The organism is Streptomyces caniferus (genome assembly GCF_009811555.1).
In the GTDB taxonomy this organism is placed as follows: Bacteria; Actinomycetota; Actinomycetes; order Streptomycetales; family Streptomycetaceae; genus Streptomyces; species Streptomyces caniferus.
The window spans coordinates 2,722,722-2,736,696 of record NZ_BLIN01000005.1 but is presented as its reverse complement, the minus strand read 5'-3'; the positions used below and the strand labels follow the sequence as shown (position 1 = coordinate 2,736,696).

At 71.7% G+C, this 13,975-nt stretch carries 13 protein-coding genes and 1 tRNA gene; 4 read left to right on the top strand and 10 right to left on the bottom strand.

What is annotated here, in order from left to right:
- The first annotated feature begins 43 nt into the window (after positions 1–43).
- From Scani_RS28565 to Scani_RS28555, 3 genes are all read left to right on the top strand, one after another.
- Positions 44–2,527, top strand: coding sequence for a phosphoribosyltransferase (locus Scani_RS28565; protein WP_246296198.1), 2,484 nt, complete (start codon positions 44–46; stop codon positions 2,525–2,527).
- A complete protein-coding gene (locus Scani_RS28560) occupies positions 2,527–3,402 on the top strand; it encodes an HAD family hydrolase (RefSeq protein WP_371872386.1) in 876 nt (291 codons plus the stop codon). The genes Scani_RS28565 and Scani_RS28560 overlap by 1 nt, the downstream gene beginning before the upstream one ends.
- Before the next feature lie 181 nt (positions 3,403–3,583).
- Complete coding sequence (locus Scani_RS28555; RefSeq protein WP_174872829.1) at positions 3,584–4,207, top strand: O-methyltransferase; 624 nt, start codon at positions 3,584–3,586, stop codon at positions 4,205–4,207.
- A gap of 58 nt (positions 4,208–4,265) precedes the next feature.
- Here Scani_RS28555 and Scani_RS28550 read toward each other — a convergent pair whose 3' ends face one another.
- The 7 genes from Scani_RS28550 to Scani_RS28520 all read right to left on the bottom strand — a co-directional run bounded on the left by Scani_RS28550 (position 4,266) and on the right by Scani_RS28520 (position 11,272).
- Positions 4,266–4,487 carry an FmdB family zinc ribbon protein gene (locus Scani_RS28550; protein ID WP_159480675.1) on the bottom strand — a complete coding sequence of 74 codons (222 nt, stop codon included), beginning with the start codon at positions 4,485–4,487 and terminating at the stop codon, positions 4,266–4,268.
- A 25-nt stretch (positions 4,488–4,512) separates the two neighbouring features.
- Positions 4,513–5,727: a sugar kinase gene (locus Scani_RS41235; protein WP_159482429.1), complete on the bottom strand. Its 1,215-nt coding sequence runs from the start codon at positions 5,725–5,727 to the stop codon at positions 4,513–4,515.
- A complete protein-coding gene (locus Scani_RS28540; protein ID WP_159480674.1) occupies positions 5,724–6,344 on the bottom strand; it encodes a bifunctional 4-hydroxy-2-oxoglutarate aldolase/2-dehydro-3-deoxy-phosphogluconate aldolase in 621 nt (206 codons plus the stop codon). Before Scani_RS28540 ends, Scani_RS41235 begins: the two co-directional genes overlap by 4 nt.
- 330 nt (positions 6,345–6,674) lie before the next feature.
- Positions 6,675–7,922, bottom strand: a complete 1,248-nt coding sequence (dgoD, locus tag Scani_RS28535) for a galactonate dehydratase (RefSeq protein WP_281392300.1) — start codon at positions 7,920–7,922, stop codon at positions 6,675–6,677.
- A gap of 77 nt (positions 7,923–7,999) precedes the next feature.
- Positions 8,000–8,704, bottom strand: a complete 705-nt coding sequence (locus Scani_RS28530) for a FadR/GntR family transcriptional regulator (RefSeq protein ID WP_159480672.1) — start codon at positions 8,702–8,704, stop codon at positions 8,000–8,002.
- A gap of 223 nt (positions 8,705–8,927) precedes the next feature.
- A complete protein-coding gene (locus tag Scani_RS28525) occupies positions 8,928–9,677 on the bottom strand; it encodes a DUF4383 domain-containing protein (RefSeq protein WP_159480671.1) in 750 nt (249 codons plus the stop codon).
- Between the two features lie 209 nt (positions 9,678–9,886).
- On the bottom strand, positions 9,887–11,272 hold the full coding sequence (locus tag Scani_RS28520; protein ID WP_371872385.1) for a coiled-coil domain-containing protein: 1,386 nt from the start codon (positions 11,270–11,272) through the stop codon (positions 9,887–9,889).
- A gap of 142 nt (positions 11,273–11,414) precedes the next feature.
- On the opposite strand from Scani_RS28520, the gene Scani_RS28515 reads away from it, so the two are divergent.
- A tRNA-Val gene (locus Scani_RS28515) sits at positions 11,415–11,486 on the top strand.
- A 103-nt stretch (positions 11,487–11,589) separates the two neighbouring features.
- On the opposite strand, the gene Scani_RS28510 is transcribed toward Scani_RS28515, so the two are convergent.
- From Scani_RS28510 to Scani_RS28500, 3 genes are read right to left on the bottom strand one after another with little or no spacing between them, the layout of a single operon-like run.
- Positions 11,590–12,204, bottom strand: coding sequence for a tyrosine-type recombinase/integrase (locus tag Scani_RS28510; protein WP_371872384.1), 615 nt, complete (start codon positions 12,202–12,204; stop codon positions 11,590–11,592).
- A gap of 2 nt (positions 12,205–12,206) precedes the next feature.
- A complete protein-coding gene (locus tag Scani_RS28505; RefSeq protein ID WP_159480668.1) occupies positions 12,207–13,556 on the bottom strand; it encodes an FtsK/SpoIIIE domain-containing protein in 1,350 nt (449 codons plus the stop codon).
- A gap of 5 nt (positions 13,557–13,561) precedes the next feature.
- Positions 13,562–13,912 carry an SCO3933 family regulatory protein gene (locus Scani_RS28500; protein ID WP_159480667.1) on the bottom strand — a complete coding sequence of 117 codons (351 nt, stop codon included), beginning with the start codon at positions 13,910–13,912 and terminating at the stop codon, positions 13,562–13,564.
- Positions 13,913–13,975: the final 63 nt, after the last annotated feature.

Below are 13,975 nucleotides of genomic sequence, written 5' to 3'. Positions count from 1 at the left end.
CGCGGGCCAGGCCTGCAGTGACCTGCCGCGGGCCTGGCCCGCGGTGAACGAGACGAACGGTACGACGGAGGAGACGGAACGCGTGGTCTGGACGGGAGAATGGGTCGCCGGGCGGCTCGGCGTCTCGCTGAGCGGCGGGGACGAGCTGCCGGAACTGCTGGGGCTGGCGCTGCGCCGCAACCCCAAGCGGGCCCATCTGCTCGTGTCGAACGTGCTCGGCAAGCATGTGCCCCAGCGGCCCGGAGTGGTCCATGGGGCCGGCGTCGGGCTGGGGCGCCGGGTGCGCGAGCTGCTGGGTGACGAGGCCGCCGCCCGCTCCGTCGTCCTGGGCTACGCCGAGACCGCCACCGGCCTGGGACATTCGGTGGCCGACGGCCTGGCCCTCGCGCCGTATCTGCACTCCACCCGCCGACCGGTGGCGGGCGTGGCGCAGGTGGGCGGGTTCGAGGAGGAGCACAGCCACGCCACCTCGCATCTGCTGCTCCCGGAGGACCGCGCACTCCTGGCCGGGGACGGGCCGCTGGTGCTCGTCGACGACGAGTTCTCCACCGGCAGGACCGTCCTGAACACGATCAAGGCGCTGCATGCGCGGTTCCCGCGTGAGCGGTACGTGGTCGTCGCCCTGGTCGACATGCGCTCCGACGCGGACCGCAGCCACCTGGAGAAGTTCGCGGCGGACCTGGGCGCCCGCGTCGACCTCGTGGCGCTGGCCGCGGGCGGCGTCCAGCTGCCCGCGGACGTCCTGACCCGCGGCCAGGAACTCGTCGCCGCCCAGGAGACCGGCGCGGCACAGCAGCCGACGGCGCCCGGCGGTCGCGGTGCGGACGTCGTACGGGTCGACCTCGGCTGGCCCGCCGGACTGCCCGACGGCGGCCGGCACGGCTTCACCCCGTCGCATCGCGCCCGGCTGGAAACCGCCCTGCCGGACATGGCGACCCGTATCGCGCAGCATCTGGACGGCGCCCGCCGCATCCTCGTCCTCGGCAACGAGGAGTTGATGTACGCGCCGCTGCGGATGGCCGAGGCGCTGGACGGCCTCCTGGCCGAGGAGAAGGGCGGCGCCGAGCGGGGCGTCTTCTTCTCCACCACCACCCGGTCGCCGGTGCTCGCCGTCGACGACCCCGGTTACGCGATACGGACCCGGCTGTCCTTCCCCGCCCACGACCAGCCGGCCGACGGACCGGGGGAGCGGTACGCCTACAACGTGGCGGCAGGCAGCGACCCGGACCGCCGCTTCGACGCGATCGTGGCCGTCGTGGACTCGCACGGCGACCTCCCGGAGCTGCACGCCGCCGACGGTCTGCTGGACCGGCTCGCCGAGCACACCGACCGGCTCCTGCTCGCCGTCGTCCCCTCCCACGCCCCGCGACCACAGGCCGGATCCATGCCCCTCCCCGAGCCGCTGCGCGGCCCCGCCTTCTCCTCCTACACCGCCGACGAGGTCGGCTGGCTGCTCCAGGACCTCTCCGACGTCACCCTGGAAGCGCCGACCGAGGAACGCGAGGAGGCGATTCAGCGCGGCGGCGCCCACTACGCCGAGTCGCTGCCGGTCGAATACCAGCCGAGCGAGCAGTACCAGGCGCTCTTCCACAGCGCGCTGCAGACCTCCGCGCGCCGTATCGCACGGGCGGTCGGGACCGTCACCGAGACCGTGCTCGCCGAACGCAGCCCGCGCCCCGTACTGGTGTCACTGGCCCGGGCCGGAACACCCGTCGGAGTGCTGATGCGCCGCTGGGCGCTGCACACCCACGGCCTGGACCTGCCGCACTACGCGGTCTCCATCGTCCGCGGCCGGGGCATCGACACCACCGCGCTGCGCTGGCTGGCCGCCCACCACGACCCGGCGGATGTCGTCTTCGTGGACGGCTGGACGGGGAAGGGCGCCATCACCCGCGAACTCGCGCAGGCTCTGGAGGACTTCCCGGGCTTCGACCCACGGATCGCCGTGCTCGCCGACCCCGGTGGCTGCGTCGAGACCTACGGCACCCGGGACGACTTCCTCATCCCGTCCGCCTGCCTCAATTCCACGGTCTCCGGCCTCATATCCCGCACCGTCCTGCGCGACGACCTCGTGGGGCCGGACGACTTCCACGGCGCGAAGTTCTACCGCGACCTGGCCGGGGTCGATGTGTCGCGCGCGTTCCTGGACGCGGTCAGTGCCCGTTTCGACGAGGTGGCCGCGGAGGTCGCCGCGGACGTGAAGGAACTGGCCGCCGCCGACCGGGCCCCGACCTGGGAGGGCTGGGCGGCCGTCGAGCGGATCAGCGAGGAGCACGGCATCCACGACGTCAATCTCGTGAAGCCCGGGGTCGGCGAGACCACGCGCGTCCTGCTGCGCCGGGTCCCCTGGAAGATCCTCGCCCGGCAGGGGGCAGGGGCCGACCTCGATCATGTGCGCCTGCTGGCGGAACAGCGGGGCGTGCCCGTCGAAGAGGTCGACGAACTGCCCTACACCTGCGTGGGGTTGATCCACCCCCGCTTCACCCGTGGCGCCACGGGCGCCGACGGCAAGGCGGTGACCTCCTGATGAGCGGCCGGCCCCTCGCCCACCACCACCCTTCCCTGGAAGCGCTGCGCGCTGCCCCTCCTCTGGTCGCCAGCGACCTCGACCGCACCCTGATCTATTCGGCCCCCGCGCTGGGCCTCACCATGCCCGACGCCGAGGCCCCCCGGCTCCTGTGCGTCGAGATGTACGAGCGCAAGCCGCTGTCCTACATGACGGAGACGGCCGCCGGTCTGCTCGCCGAACTGGCCGCCGCCACCACCTTCGTCCCGGCCACCACCCGCACCCGCGAGCAGTACGGCCGGATCCATCTGCCCGGCCCGCCGCCCGAGTTCGCCGTCTGCGCCAACGGCGGCCAGCTGCTCGTACACGGCGAGTCCGACCGGGACTGGCAGCGCACCGTCGCCCGCCGGCTCGCCGCACAGTGCGCTCCCCTGGACGAGATCCGCGCGCACCTCGTCCGTACCGCCGACCCGGCCTGGCTGCTCAAGGAGCGGGTCGCCGAGGACCTCTTCGCCTACCTCGTCGTGGAGCGGCAGCTGCTGCCGGACACCTGGGTGAAGGACCTCACCGGCTGGGCGGACGAACGCGGCTGGACCGTGTCCCTGCAAGGCCGCAAGATCTATGCCGTACCGCGGCCGCTGACCAAGAGCGCAGCCGTGGCGGAAGTGGCGCGCCGTACCGGTGCGTCCGAGATCCTCGCGGCCGGCGATTCCCTTCTCGACGCCGATCTGCTGCTCGCCGCGGACCGTGGCTGGCGCCCCGGACACGGCGAACTGGCGGACTCCGGCTGGCACGCCCCTCATGTCACCGCGCTCGACGAGCGGGGCGTCGCCGCGGGCGAGGAGATCGTACGGTCCTTCCTCCGCGGCGCCGCGTCCCCGGGCCGCGCCGGCTGAGACGGGGTACGGGGACGAGGCGCGGGTGAACGGGACGGCGGAAAGCAGTCGGTGCAGGGGGCGGCTCGGTTAGTCTCGCCGAGGCGGTCGGCCGCATCGTCCGGTGATCGGCCGAGGCCGCGATCCTTGATCAAGGGGAGAGCCAGTGGCTGAGTCCAAGAGCACGCCGATCACAGCGGAGATGTACGACTACGTCCTCGCCCACAACCCGCCGTTGAACGCCGCGCAGCGGGACATCGTGGAGCTCACCCGTCAGCAGTTCCCCGAGGCCGCGGGGATGCAGTCGGCGGAGGAGCAGGGGCCGCTGCTGGCGTTCCTGGTGCGGCTGATCGGGGCTCGGCATGTCGTCGAGGTGGGTACGTTCACCGGGTTCTCGGCGCTGTCCATGGCCCAGGCGCTGCCCGTGGACGGCACGTTGATCGCCTGCGACGTGTCCGAGGAGTGGACGGCGTACGGCCGCGAGGCCTGGGAGAAGGCCGGTGTCGGGGACCGTGTCGAGCTGCGGATCGCGCCCGCGCTGGAGACGCTGCGGGCGATGCCCACCGAACCGCATATCGACCTCGCCTACCTCGACGCGGACAAGGGCGGCTACATCGCCTACTGGGAAGAGCTGGTGCCCCGGATGCGGCCGGGGGGCCTGATCGTCGCGGACAACGTCCTGTACCGCGGGGAGGTCGTCGACCCGGCGGCGAGCGGTTCGGCCCTGGCGATCAGGGCGTTCAACGACCACGTGGCGGAGGACGGCCGTATGGAGGCGGTGATCCTCACCGTGGCCGACGGCCTGACGCTGGCGCGCAAGAGGTAGCGGCCGGGGCCCGGGGCTGCGGCGCGGCCCCGGGGTGCGCCCCTAGGGGGTTCTCCCCCTAGCCGCAGCAGCCGCCTCCGCAGCAGCCGCCGCCCCCGCCGCCTCCGCTCGGGGCGCGGACGGGGGCGGAGGCGGAGCCGCCGACGGCGACCGTGGAGAGGAGCTTCACGGTGTCCTCGTGGCCTTCGGGGCACACGGCCGGGGCGGAGGACTCGGCCATCGGCCGGTTCAGCTCGAAGGTGGAGTCGCAGGGGCGGCACCGGTATTCGTAACGAGGCATGGGCACAGATTAACCGCGGCCCCGCTCAGCGGACGACGGTGCCGGGCGGCGCGCCCAGCATGCCCAGCTCCGCACGGGTCGGCGCGCCCTCCCAGTCGCCGGGGGACGCGACGGCGAACGCTCCGGTGGTGACGGCGCGCTCCAGGCACCCGGCCGGCTCCTCGCTGTCCAGCAGCGCCGACAGATAGCCCGCCACGAAGGCGTCGCCGGCCCCTACGGCATCGACGGCTCGCACTGTCTTGGCGGGCTGGTGCAGGGAGCCCCCGTGGGTGTAGGCCGTTGCTCCTTCCGCGCCGAGTTTGACCACGATCTCGTCGACGCCGAGGTCCAGGAGGAGTTTGGCCTGTGCGGCGATGGTGGGGAGAGGGGGGTTGGTGGGTTCGTTGTTGTCGGCTGGTCCCGAGGGTGCCTCCGAGCTCTGCGGTCCGTCCGGGGTGCGCTCCCGGTCCGGCGAGGTCTCCCGGTAGCCGCCTTCCGGCGCGGGCCCCGCACCCCCGCTTTGCGGCGCGGGCATCGCACCCCCGCCTCCCGGCAGGCACAGCGGGAGCTCGTCATCGGAGGCGATCAGGACATCCACGTGGGGAATCCACTCGCGGAGGACCGCACAGGCTTCCTCGGCGGTCCACAGCCGGGCGCGGAAGTTGACGTCGAGACAGACCAAGGAGCCGTGCTCGCGGGCCAGTTGGAGGGATCGCAGGGCCGCCGAGCGAGCCGTGGGGCTGAGCGCCGGGGTGATGCCCGTGAGGTGCAGGACGGTGGGCGGGGCTGCGCGGAAGGCGCGGTCGATCACGTCTGCCGTGAGCCGCGAGCCGGCCGATCCCGCACGGTAGTAGTGGACCCGGGTGACCTCGGGCAGCCGCGGCTCGAAGAGGAGCAGCCCGGTGGGGGCGTCTTGATCGGTCGAGGCCCCGGACACCTCGACGCCCTCGGCGCGCAGCGTCCGCAGCACCAGCTGACCCGCCTCGTCCTCGCCGACCGCGCCCGCCCAGCGGACGCTGTGCCCGAGCCGGGCCAGCCCGATCGCGACATTGCTCTCCGCTCCGGCGACGGAGACCTGCATCGTGCCGCCGAGCTTCAGCGGGCCGCTGCCGCGCAGCGCGACCATGGTCTCGCCGAAGGTGAAGACGTCCGGGCGGCCCGGGTGCCGGGGGACCCGTGGACGGCCCGGGGTGGCCTCGGGGAGGGGAGCGGCGCCCCCGTCCTGCGCCTCCCCGCCCCCGGAAACCGGCTGCGCCGTCATCGTGCGCACACCGCCCTGAACTCCGCCGCGCGCTTGCGCAGCCCGTCCAGATCGCCGCCGTCCGCCGCGTCCCCGACCAGCGGCGAGCCGACGCCCACCGCCACCGCGCCGGCGGCGAAGTACGCCTCCGCGGCGGCTGCGTCCACGCCACCGACCGGCACGAACGGCAGCTCGGGGAAGGGGGCGCGCAACGCCCGCAGATACGCGGGCCCGCCGACCGACGCCGGGAACAACTTCAGGGCCGAGACGCCCAGCGCGTCGGCCGCGATCACCTCGGACGGCGTCATCACCCCGGCGAGCGTCGGCAGCCCCTGGCGTACGGACTCCTCCAGGCCGGCTCCCAGACCGGGCGTGACGATGAGATTCGCCCCGGCCTCGGCGGCGCGCCGGGCGTCGGCCGCGGTCAGGATGGTGCCGGCACCGAGCCAGGCCGCGTCGCCGAGCTCGGCGCGCGCCCGTCGGATCACGGTGAGGGCGTCCTTTCCGCTGAGCGAGATCTCGATCAGCGGAAGGCCTGCTTCCGCCAGCGCCATGACCGTACGGAAGGACGCCTCCGCATCTCTGCCCCGGACGATGGCGACCAGCCGCTCGGCCCGGAGTGCTGTGCTGAGGTCCATGGCGTTTCCTGCTTTCTCCTGCACCCCGCCGCGTGCGTACTGCGCGGCTGGGTCGTTCGGGCACGCGGGTGACACTTTCGATTATTCCGGGCCGGGCTGACGGGCGTGCCGGGCGTGCCGCATGGGGCGGGCCCAGGGCTGGCTGCGGGGTGACCTGCACGTGCGTCGTGCGTGGTGCCTTGTTCGTCGTGCGGCGCCTTGTGCGTCGTGCCGTTCGTCGCACGGAGCGGGAGCGGGCCACGGCTCCGGACCCCGGACCCCGGACCCGCGTGCGCCCCCCCCGCAGTCCGGCTCACCCTTCGGCTCACGCGCGGTTCACCGTCGTCCGCCTCACCACTCGGCGAACGCCCCGTCCTCATGGCGCCACACGGGGTTCCGCCAGGCGTGACCGCGCTCGTCCGCCGCCCGCACCGCGGCCTCGTCCACCTCCACGCCGAGCCCGGGCCGGTCGGTCCGCAGCAGCGACCCGCCGTGGAAGCGGAACGGCTCCGGGTCCACCACGTAGTCCAGCAGCTCGGCGCCCTGGTTGTAGTGGATCCCGATGGACTGCTCCTGGATGAGGAAATTCGGGGTGGTGAAGGCGACTTGGAGGCTGGCGGCGAGCGCGACCGGACCGAGCGGGCAGTGCGGGGCGAGCTGGGCCCCGTACACCTCCGCGAGCGCGGCGATCCGGCGCAGCTCGGAGATGCCGCCCGCATGCGAGATATCGGGCTGGAGGATCGCGACGCCGGCCTGGAGCGGAGCCAGGAACTCTCTTCGGGTGAAGAGACGTTCACCGAGTGCGAGGGGGATGTTGGAGGCGTTGACGAGGTCGGGGAGGGCTTGCAGGTAGTCGCTGAGCACCGGCTCCTCGACGAACATCGGTGCGTAATCGGCCAGCAGGGGGAGGAGCCTGCGGGCGTTGGCGGGCGAGACCCGGCCGTGGAAGTCGAGGCCGAAGTCCCGTTCGTCGCCGAGTACTTCACGCGCGGTCTCGGCGCGCAGCAGGCATTCCCGTACCTCGGCGCGGGTCGCCACCGGCGTCATCCGGCCGCAGCCGTTCATCTTGACGGCGGTGAAACCCGCCTCCACCTGCGCGGTGACCGCGTCGCGGACGGCATGCGGCTCGTCGCCGCCGACCCAGGCGTATGCGCGGATCTGCTCGCGGACCGGTCCGCCCAGCAGCTGGTGGACGGGGAGGCCGTGCCGCTTCCCCTTGATGTCCCACAACGCCTGGTCCAGGCCGGCGACGGCGGACGACAGGACGGGCCCGCCGCGGTAGAACCCGCCTTTGGTCATGACCTGCCAGTGGTCCTCGATACGCGCCGGATCCTGGCCCAGAAGGTACTCCGACAGCACCTCCACCGCCGCCCGCACCGGCTCGGCCCGCCCCTCCACCACCGGCTCGCCCCAGCCGACGACGCCCTCATCGGTCTCCACCCGTACGAACATCCAGCGCGGCGGGGCGAGGAACGTCTCGATGCGGCTGATCTTCATGGGCCGGTCCGTTCTTCCGGAGTGCGGGGGGACGGCCCGTGCGGCGCGTGGTGGTGGCGCCCGGCCCGTGCGCGGTGTTCTGCCCGCGCGGGCCGATGCGATAACCGGTGCCGGGCCGCCTGCGGTGCGCTCCCGCCTCCGCTCACGGCCGCACCCCCGCCCCTCCCGCGGCCCTACAACTACGGATGCTCCCGCGCCGACAGATCGAGCAGTTCGAGCATCGCCACATAGGCCCCGTCCACGTCCCGGTTCCGTACGGCCTCGACCACCGCGGCATGGGCCGCATGCGGATGCTCGGACGCGCCGTCCGCCGCCAACACGTCCCGGTCGCGCTGGACGAGCACCGGCACGATCACCCGGCGCATCTGCGCGTAGAAGCGATTGTTCGACGCGAGCAGCATCGCCGTGTGGAACGACGCATCGGCGCGCACGAGCAGTACCGGATCGCGTGCGGTCGCGCCCATCGTGGCGAGCGCGGCGTCCAGTGCCACCAGGTCGTCGTCGGTACGGCGCTCCGCGGCGAGCGCGGCCGCCGCGGGCTCGATGGACCGGCGCAGTTCGAGCACATCGGCGAAGAAGTCGGACGAGACGCCGGCCGCGAGCTTCCAGCGCAGCACGTCCGAATCCAGCAGGTTCCAGTCCTCCCGGGGGCGGACGAACGTGCCACGCCTCTCGTCGGTGTCGAGGAGACCTTTCGTGGTCAGCACCTTGATCGCCTCGCGCAGCACGGTCTGGGTCACGTCCAGCTCCGCCTGCACCTCCGTCATGACGAGGCTGTCGCCCTCACCGTACGTGCCCTTGAGGATCCGCTCGGCGAGCGCTTCGACCGCCGCATGGTGAAGACCGTGCCCCGTGGAGGAGGCGTCGTGCCCCGAACGGCTCATCGTGTGCTCCCTGCTCCCTGCTCTCCTTGCCCCCCAGGCCCCTGCCCGCTCTCCCTCAGCCGGGCGACCCCTCCAGCCGGGCGAGCACTCCCACCGTGCGAGCACACCGGAACCGTGCGACCACACCGGCCGTTTCCCCACCGGCCGTGTCCCCACCCCAGCCGTCAGGGCGTACCGAGCACCCCATTCCCACCTCGGTACGCCCTGACGTCTCCACCCCGGCTCAGGGCTTCTTGCCGCCGGTCCGGGTGTCCGTACGGGCGCCGGAGCCGGTACCCGCGCCGAGGCCCGTACCCGTGCGGGACCTGCTCCCGCTGGTGCCGGCGCCGATCGACCCGCGGCCCGCATGCGAGGCACCTTGCATCCTGACCCGCGCCGACTGCCGTGCGGCCGTCATGCCCGAGACGGGACGCAGCTGTCCACGGTCGAACTGTTCCGCTTCCTCCGGGTGGCGGGCGCGCCAATACGGATTGTCGTGCGTGAGGCCGCCGCTGACCCTCCCGTACATCCCGAAGACCAGCAGCATCAGTCCGACCACGAAGCTGAAGAGGACATTCTGGAGCTGGAAGGCGAGGAAGTTCGCGTCGGTCTGCAGCAGTGCCAGGTTCACGAAGCCGCTCAGGAGGAAGAGGCCGCCGAACACGATGTTGAGGGTCGAGGCGACGTTCCCGCCGATCACCATCCCGGCGACGAGGATCGCGCCGACGACGATCGAGAGGACGCTCAGGGAACCGTTGGTGTTCAGCCCGGCAACGGTGTCGCCGCCGGTGTCGAAGAAGCCGATGTGGTGGGCCAGTCCGAGGACGCCGAAGGCGATCAGCACCAAGCCCATCAGCCCCGCGCCGATGCGGTAGATCTTGCTGAGCCGGTGGTCCACGGGCAGATGCTCATCGAGCCGGGTGTGGTGCGTCTTCGTCCGGTGAAATGGGTTCGAGGGCCCGTGCAGGGTCTGGCCAGTAGCCCCAGTAGCCATCTCCGGCCTCCTTCGCGCAGGTATGCCGCCTGGGCCGTACTTCTCTCCAGGATCCGCCCACGCGGGACATCACGCCATCGCGCCCGGGGGCCGCGCATGCACGCCGTGATCCAAGGCAGGGCTCTTTGCCTGCGGCCCGGGCCATCGGCCTCAGCCACCACCCAGCGCCCCAGCCGCCGGCCCGGAGTCCTGGCTGTTTCCCCGGAGTCTCAGCCGCCGGACCCCGGGCCGCCCCTGGTCTCGCGGATCTCCTGCACCACCCGGGCGGCCGTCTGCCGTACCGCCTCGGTCTCCGTCAGGAAGTGCCACCAGTCCGGGTGCCGTCCCTCCAGGCCCGCGACCGCACGGTCCAGCCGCGCCACCGCGTCGTCCAGGGGCCCGGCATGCCGCGGATCGGGGGTGCTGCGCCCGGACATCGCCAGCCGCTGCGCATCCCGGATCGCGAAGCGTGTCCGCTCGACCTCCTTCTGCCGGTCGAACGAGACCGCGTCGAGGCGTTGCAGCCGGTCACCGGCCGCCGAGACCGCCTCGTCGGTGCCGTCCAGCAGGGCCCGTACGGTCGCCAGCCGGCTCGTGGCGTCCGCCCAGCGCTGCTCGTCCCGCGCCCGCTGCGCCTCCTGCAGTTTGATCTCGGCCTGCTGGACCGACTGCGCGGCCTGTTCCGGTACCTGCTGCAGGTCCTGCCAGCACGCCGCGCTGTACCGCCGCCGCAGCTCGCTGAGGACCGGGTCGACCTTCCCGGCACGCGTCGTGATCGCCTGCGCCCGGGTCCGCAACGACACCAGCCGCTTGTCGATCTCCGCCGCTTTCCCCGGCAGCCGCTCGGCCTCGGCCCGTACGTCCTCGGCCCTGCGCACCATGTCGTCGGCGCGTTGAATCGTCTCCGGTACGCCATGCTGCCCGGCGCCCTGATTGAGCTTGGTCAGCTCGGGCCCCAGCGCCGCCAGCCGGCTCGCGAGATCATCGGCCCGCAGCCCCTGCGCACGGACCGCGTCCAGTGCATTGCTCGCCGCCAGCAGCGCCTGCCGCGCCCGCTCCACGGCCGGAGCCAGCCGCGCCAGCTGCGTCTCGGCGGTCTGCAGCAGGGGCCCGAGCCCTTGCGCGAACCGCTCGAGCTCGCCCTTGACGCGATCCAGCTCCTCCTTGGCCCGCGTCAGATCGGCGCGCGCCCGCGCCACCGCGGCGCCGTCCAGATCGTCACGGTCCAGATCGTGGGAGTCGACCGCGGTGATGTACTGCTGACTCACCTCGTCGATCCGCCGGCCGAAGCCCTCGTAGTCCGCCGCGGCCTTCCGCGCGGCCGGCGAATCGTCGACGGCGGTGATCGTCTCTATGGAGATCCGCAGGTCACGGTGTGCGGTGTCCAGCTCGTAGAACGCGGCTGCCGCGGCGTCCTTCGCGGCCTGCGCATCGGCCCGCTGACTCTCCCCGCGCCCGAACCAGCGACGGGTCCCCCCACCCGCGAACGACATCGGCACCATCGCCACCAACAACGGCAACGGCAACAACACGAGTCCCATCACATCCCGGAGCGGACCCCCACGGACGCGACGGCGTTCTCGCTGCTCATGCGGCTGCGTCTCTGTCGCCGTCACTTCCCTCTCCCGATCGGATCGCCCCAGGACCGAATGTCATTCTCCCACTCACCGGAAACGAACACACCGGCCGGTGAGTTCGCACTTCGAGCACTGGTTTGCCGTTCGGCCCTGGAGGCAAGGTAGTCTGTCGGCTCGACCAGGGCGCATAGCTCAGCGGTAGAGCGCTGCTCTTACAAAGCAGATGTCGCAGGTTCAAATCCTGCTGTGCCCACTCACCACGCAAACGACAAAGGCCCAGGTCATCCGGTGCGAATTCGGATTCCTGGGCCTTGATCGTTTTCTGTGGCGGACGGTGTCGAGCGGGGGCGTGCCACTCACGTGCCAGATAGCCCGTCCGAGCCGCCCCGGTCTCGCCTCGACCGCTGGATCTGCTCGTCGACGTGATCGGCGATCGCTTGATCACAGCCGTTGACCAGATGCTGGTAGATCAGCGCCGCCCGTACCGACGAGTGGCCCATTCGGTGCATCAGCTCGCAGGTCGTGGCGCCGCCGGTCGCAGCCAGAGTGTTCCCGGTACGGCGAAGGTCGTGGAAGTGAACGTCCGACAGGCCAGCGGCACGAAGCGCCTGGAGCCAGACCCTTCTGATGTTGTTCCGCCGTAACCGGCCGCCCCGCTGCCCGACGAAGACCAAGCCGGACCGCCCCGGCTCGACATGTTGGCTGAGGTGGGCCGCCAGCTCGTCGACCAGCGAGGCGGGGAACGCCACGGTACGAATGCCGGCGCCGCTCTTCGGGGCCGTGATCGTCAGGCCCTGGGTGCGGGTCTCGGCCTGTGACCGGCGGACCGAGATCGTGCGCCGCTCCAGGTCGACGTCATGACGCTGCAATGCTGCCAGCTCGCCGAAGCGCAGCCCGGTGAACGCGGCGAGGAGCACCAGGACGTGAAAGTGCGGCGGCATGGCATCGGCGATTCGATAGACCTCCGGCACCGTCAGGTACGGGCGTTCCGCGGTCTTGGGCGCGCCGGCGCCCTTGATGCGGCACGCTCCAGCGCCGGTACGTCGGGTACGAGTTCGGCGGTCTCACGGCAGGTGGCCGCGGCATCAGCGAGCGAGAGATAGGGAGTACGAACGCGGATCCAACCGCCGGAGGAATCGCCGGCCACAGCGAGGCCCGGCATCTCAGCGGGGATGGTCGACGCGACACCGACCGCTTCGGGTGCGATATCGCCGAGCGCCATCTTTGCCGAGGCTTCGTCGTTGACCCGGTGGCAGACGCGTCCGGTGAGCTGGGCACGAAGCATGGTGGCGCCCTTGCCCAGCTCGGCGCCGAAGCGCTGTCCGCAGATCTCCAGGTAGATACCGGCGGCTCGGCCGAGCTGGGCGAGCCGGATCAACTGGGTCACCATTTCGTCGCGCCGCTCCTCGTCCTTTCTGGTGGCTACGAGGAACAGCTCGGCGACCTCGTCCACGAACACCACGATCGGGTGGGGTCGCTCGCCCTCCGGCAGGCTCCAGACGTCCGAGGTGATCTCTTCATCCGGCGTATTCGGCGCGATGCCCTGACGAGTCTTGATCAGGTCGTATCGGTCCTCCATCTCCCTCACCAGGACGGGCAACAGCTTCGCGGCCTCATCCGGCTCCGTTGCCAGGGCAGACAGCCGAGGGGCGAACGGCGACAGCTCCACACCGCGCTTGCAGTCGATCCCGACCAGAGCCACCGGCTGAGCGGCCAGCCCGGTGAGCAGGTTGCGCAAGAACATCGACTTGCCCGACAGGGTCGCCCCGAGCACCAGTTGGTGAGGGGCTGTCCGGTAGTCGCGGACAAACGCGGTTGCGTCCTCCCGGAGCGCCACCGGCACCGCCAGCAGCTCACTCCTGGCCTGGCGGGGCATCTTCACCTTGCGCAGCACATCGAAGCCGACCAACCGCAGTTCGACGACGCCCGGTTTGAGGCTCACGACATGCACGGCGTGAACGCCCCAGGCATCCCGCAGCCTCTCGGAAGAAGCCGCCACGTCCGCCGGCTCCTGGCCAGGAGCGAGCCGGATCCGGACACGCAGCCCCGTCGAGGTGGGACGAGGAATGCCCCGCCTCGGGGGCACCGGACGAACCTCCCGACGCGTGGTCGCTCGCACGGCCAGGGCCCGCAGCCGGGACGGTTCGACGGTCAGACCGCAGGCGTCCATGGTCGAGACGTACGAGGCCAACAGCCGGACAACCGACAGCGGAAGCCCCACGGTTGACCAGTAGGCCGTCGGATGGGCCTTCCGGGCGTAGGCCGCTCCACCTATTGCAGCGAGCGGCCCGCCCAGCTCCATGAGCGTCATGACGTCGGGCACGGAGATCAGCTCTCCTGCCCGGCCGGGTAGGCGCCGGGAGCGATGGCAGCCGCCCGGTAGGCGATGCCGTGACGGGCCTGGCCGTTGAAGACGCTCCCCCAGGGCCGGGCGATGAGACCCGGCAGGGAGACGGGTGCACCGACGACCAGGCCGTCGGTAACCCCGCTCTCCGGGACGGTCACCGCGATCAGCGACGACTCTCCCTCGTCGATGTAGACCACGCCGATCTTCATCAGCGCTTCGCCGCTTACGGCATCCTTCGCGATCTCGCCCGTCTGACGGTCCTTGACCTTCGGCTCCGGGGCCTCGGTCATCAGGATCGTGGCGGACGAGGTCTCGACTCGGATTACACGCACAGATTTCCCCTTCGTGAGATCCTGCCAGCCGACCTGACAGGTTGACTTAGCAAATCCGAAGCC

Coding starts and splice junctions, on each gene's coding strand:
- Scani_RS28560 (WP_371872386.1), top strand. CDS start 2,527: ATGAGCGGCCGGCCCCTCGCCCACCACCACCCTTCCCTGGAAGCGCTG.
- Scani_RS28555 (WP_174872829.1), top strand. CDS start 3,584: ATGTACGACTACGTCCTCGCCCACAACCCGCCGTTGAACGCCGCGCAG.
- Scani_RS28550 (WP_159480675.1), bottom strand. CDS start 4,487: ATGCCTCGTTACGAATACCGGTGCCGCCCCTGCGACTCCACCTTCGAG.
- Scani_RS41235 (WP_159482429.1), bottom strand. CDS start 5,727: ATGACGGCGCAGCCGGTTTCCGGGGGCGGGGAGGCGCAGGACGGGGGC.
- Scani_RS28540 (WP_159480674.1), bottom strand. CDS start 6,344: ATGGACCTCAGCACAGCACTCCGGGCCGAGCGGCTGGTCGCCATCGTC.
- Scani_RS28530 (WP_159480672.1), bottom strand. CDS start 8,704: ATGAGCCGTTCGGGGCACGACGCCTCCTCCACGGGGCACGGTCTTCAC.
- Scani_RS28525 (WP_159480671.1), bottom strand. CDS start 9,677: ATGGCTACTGGGGCTACTGGCCAGACCCTGCACGGGCCCTCGAACCCA.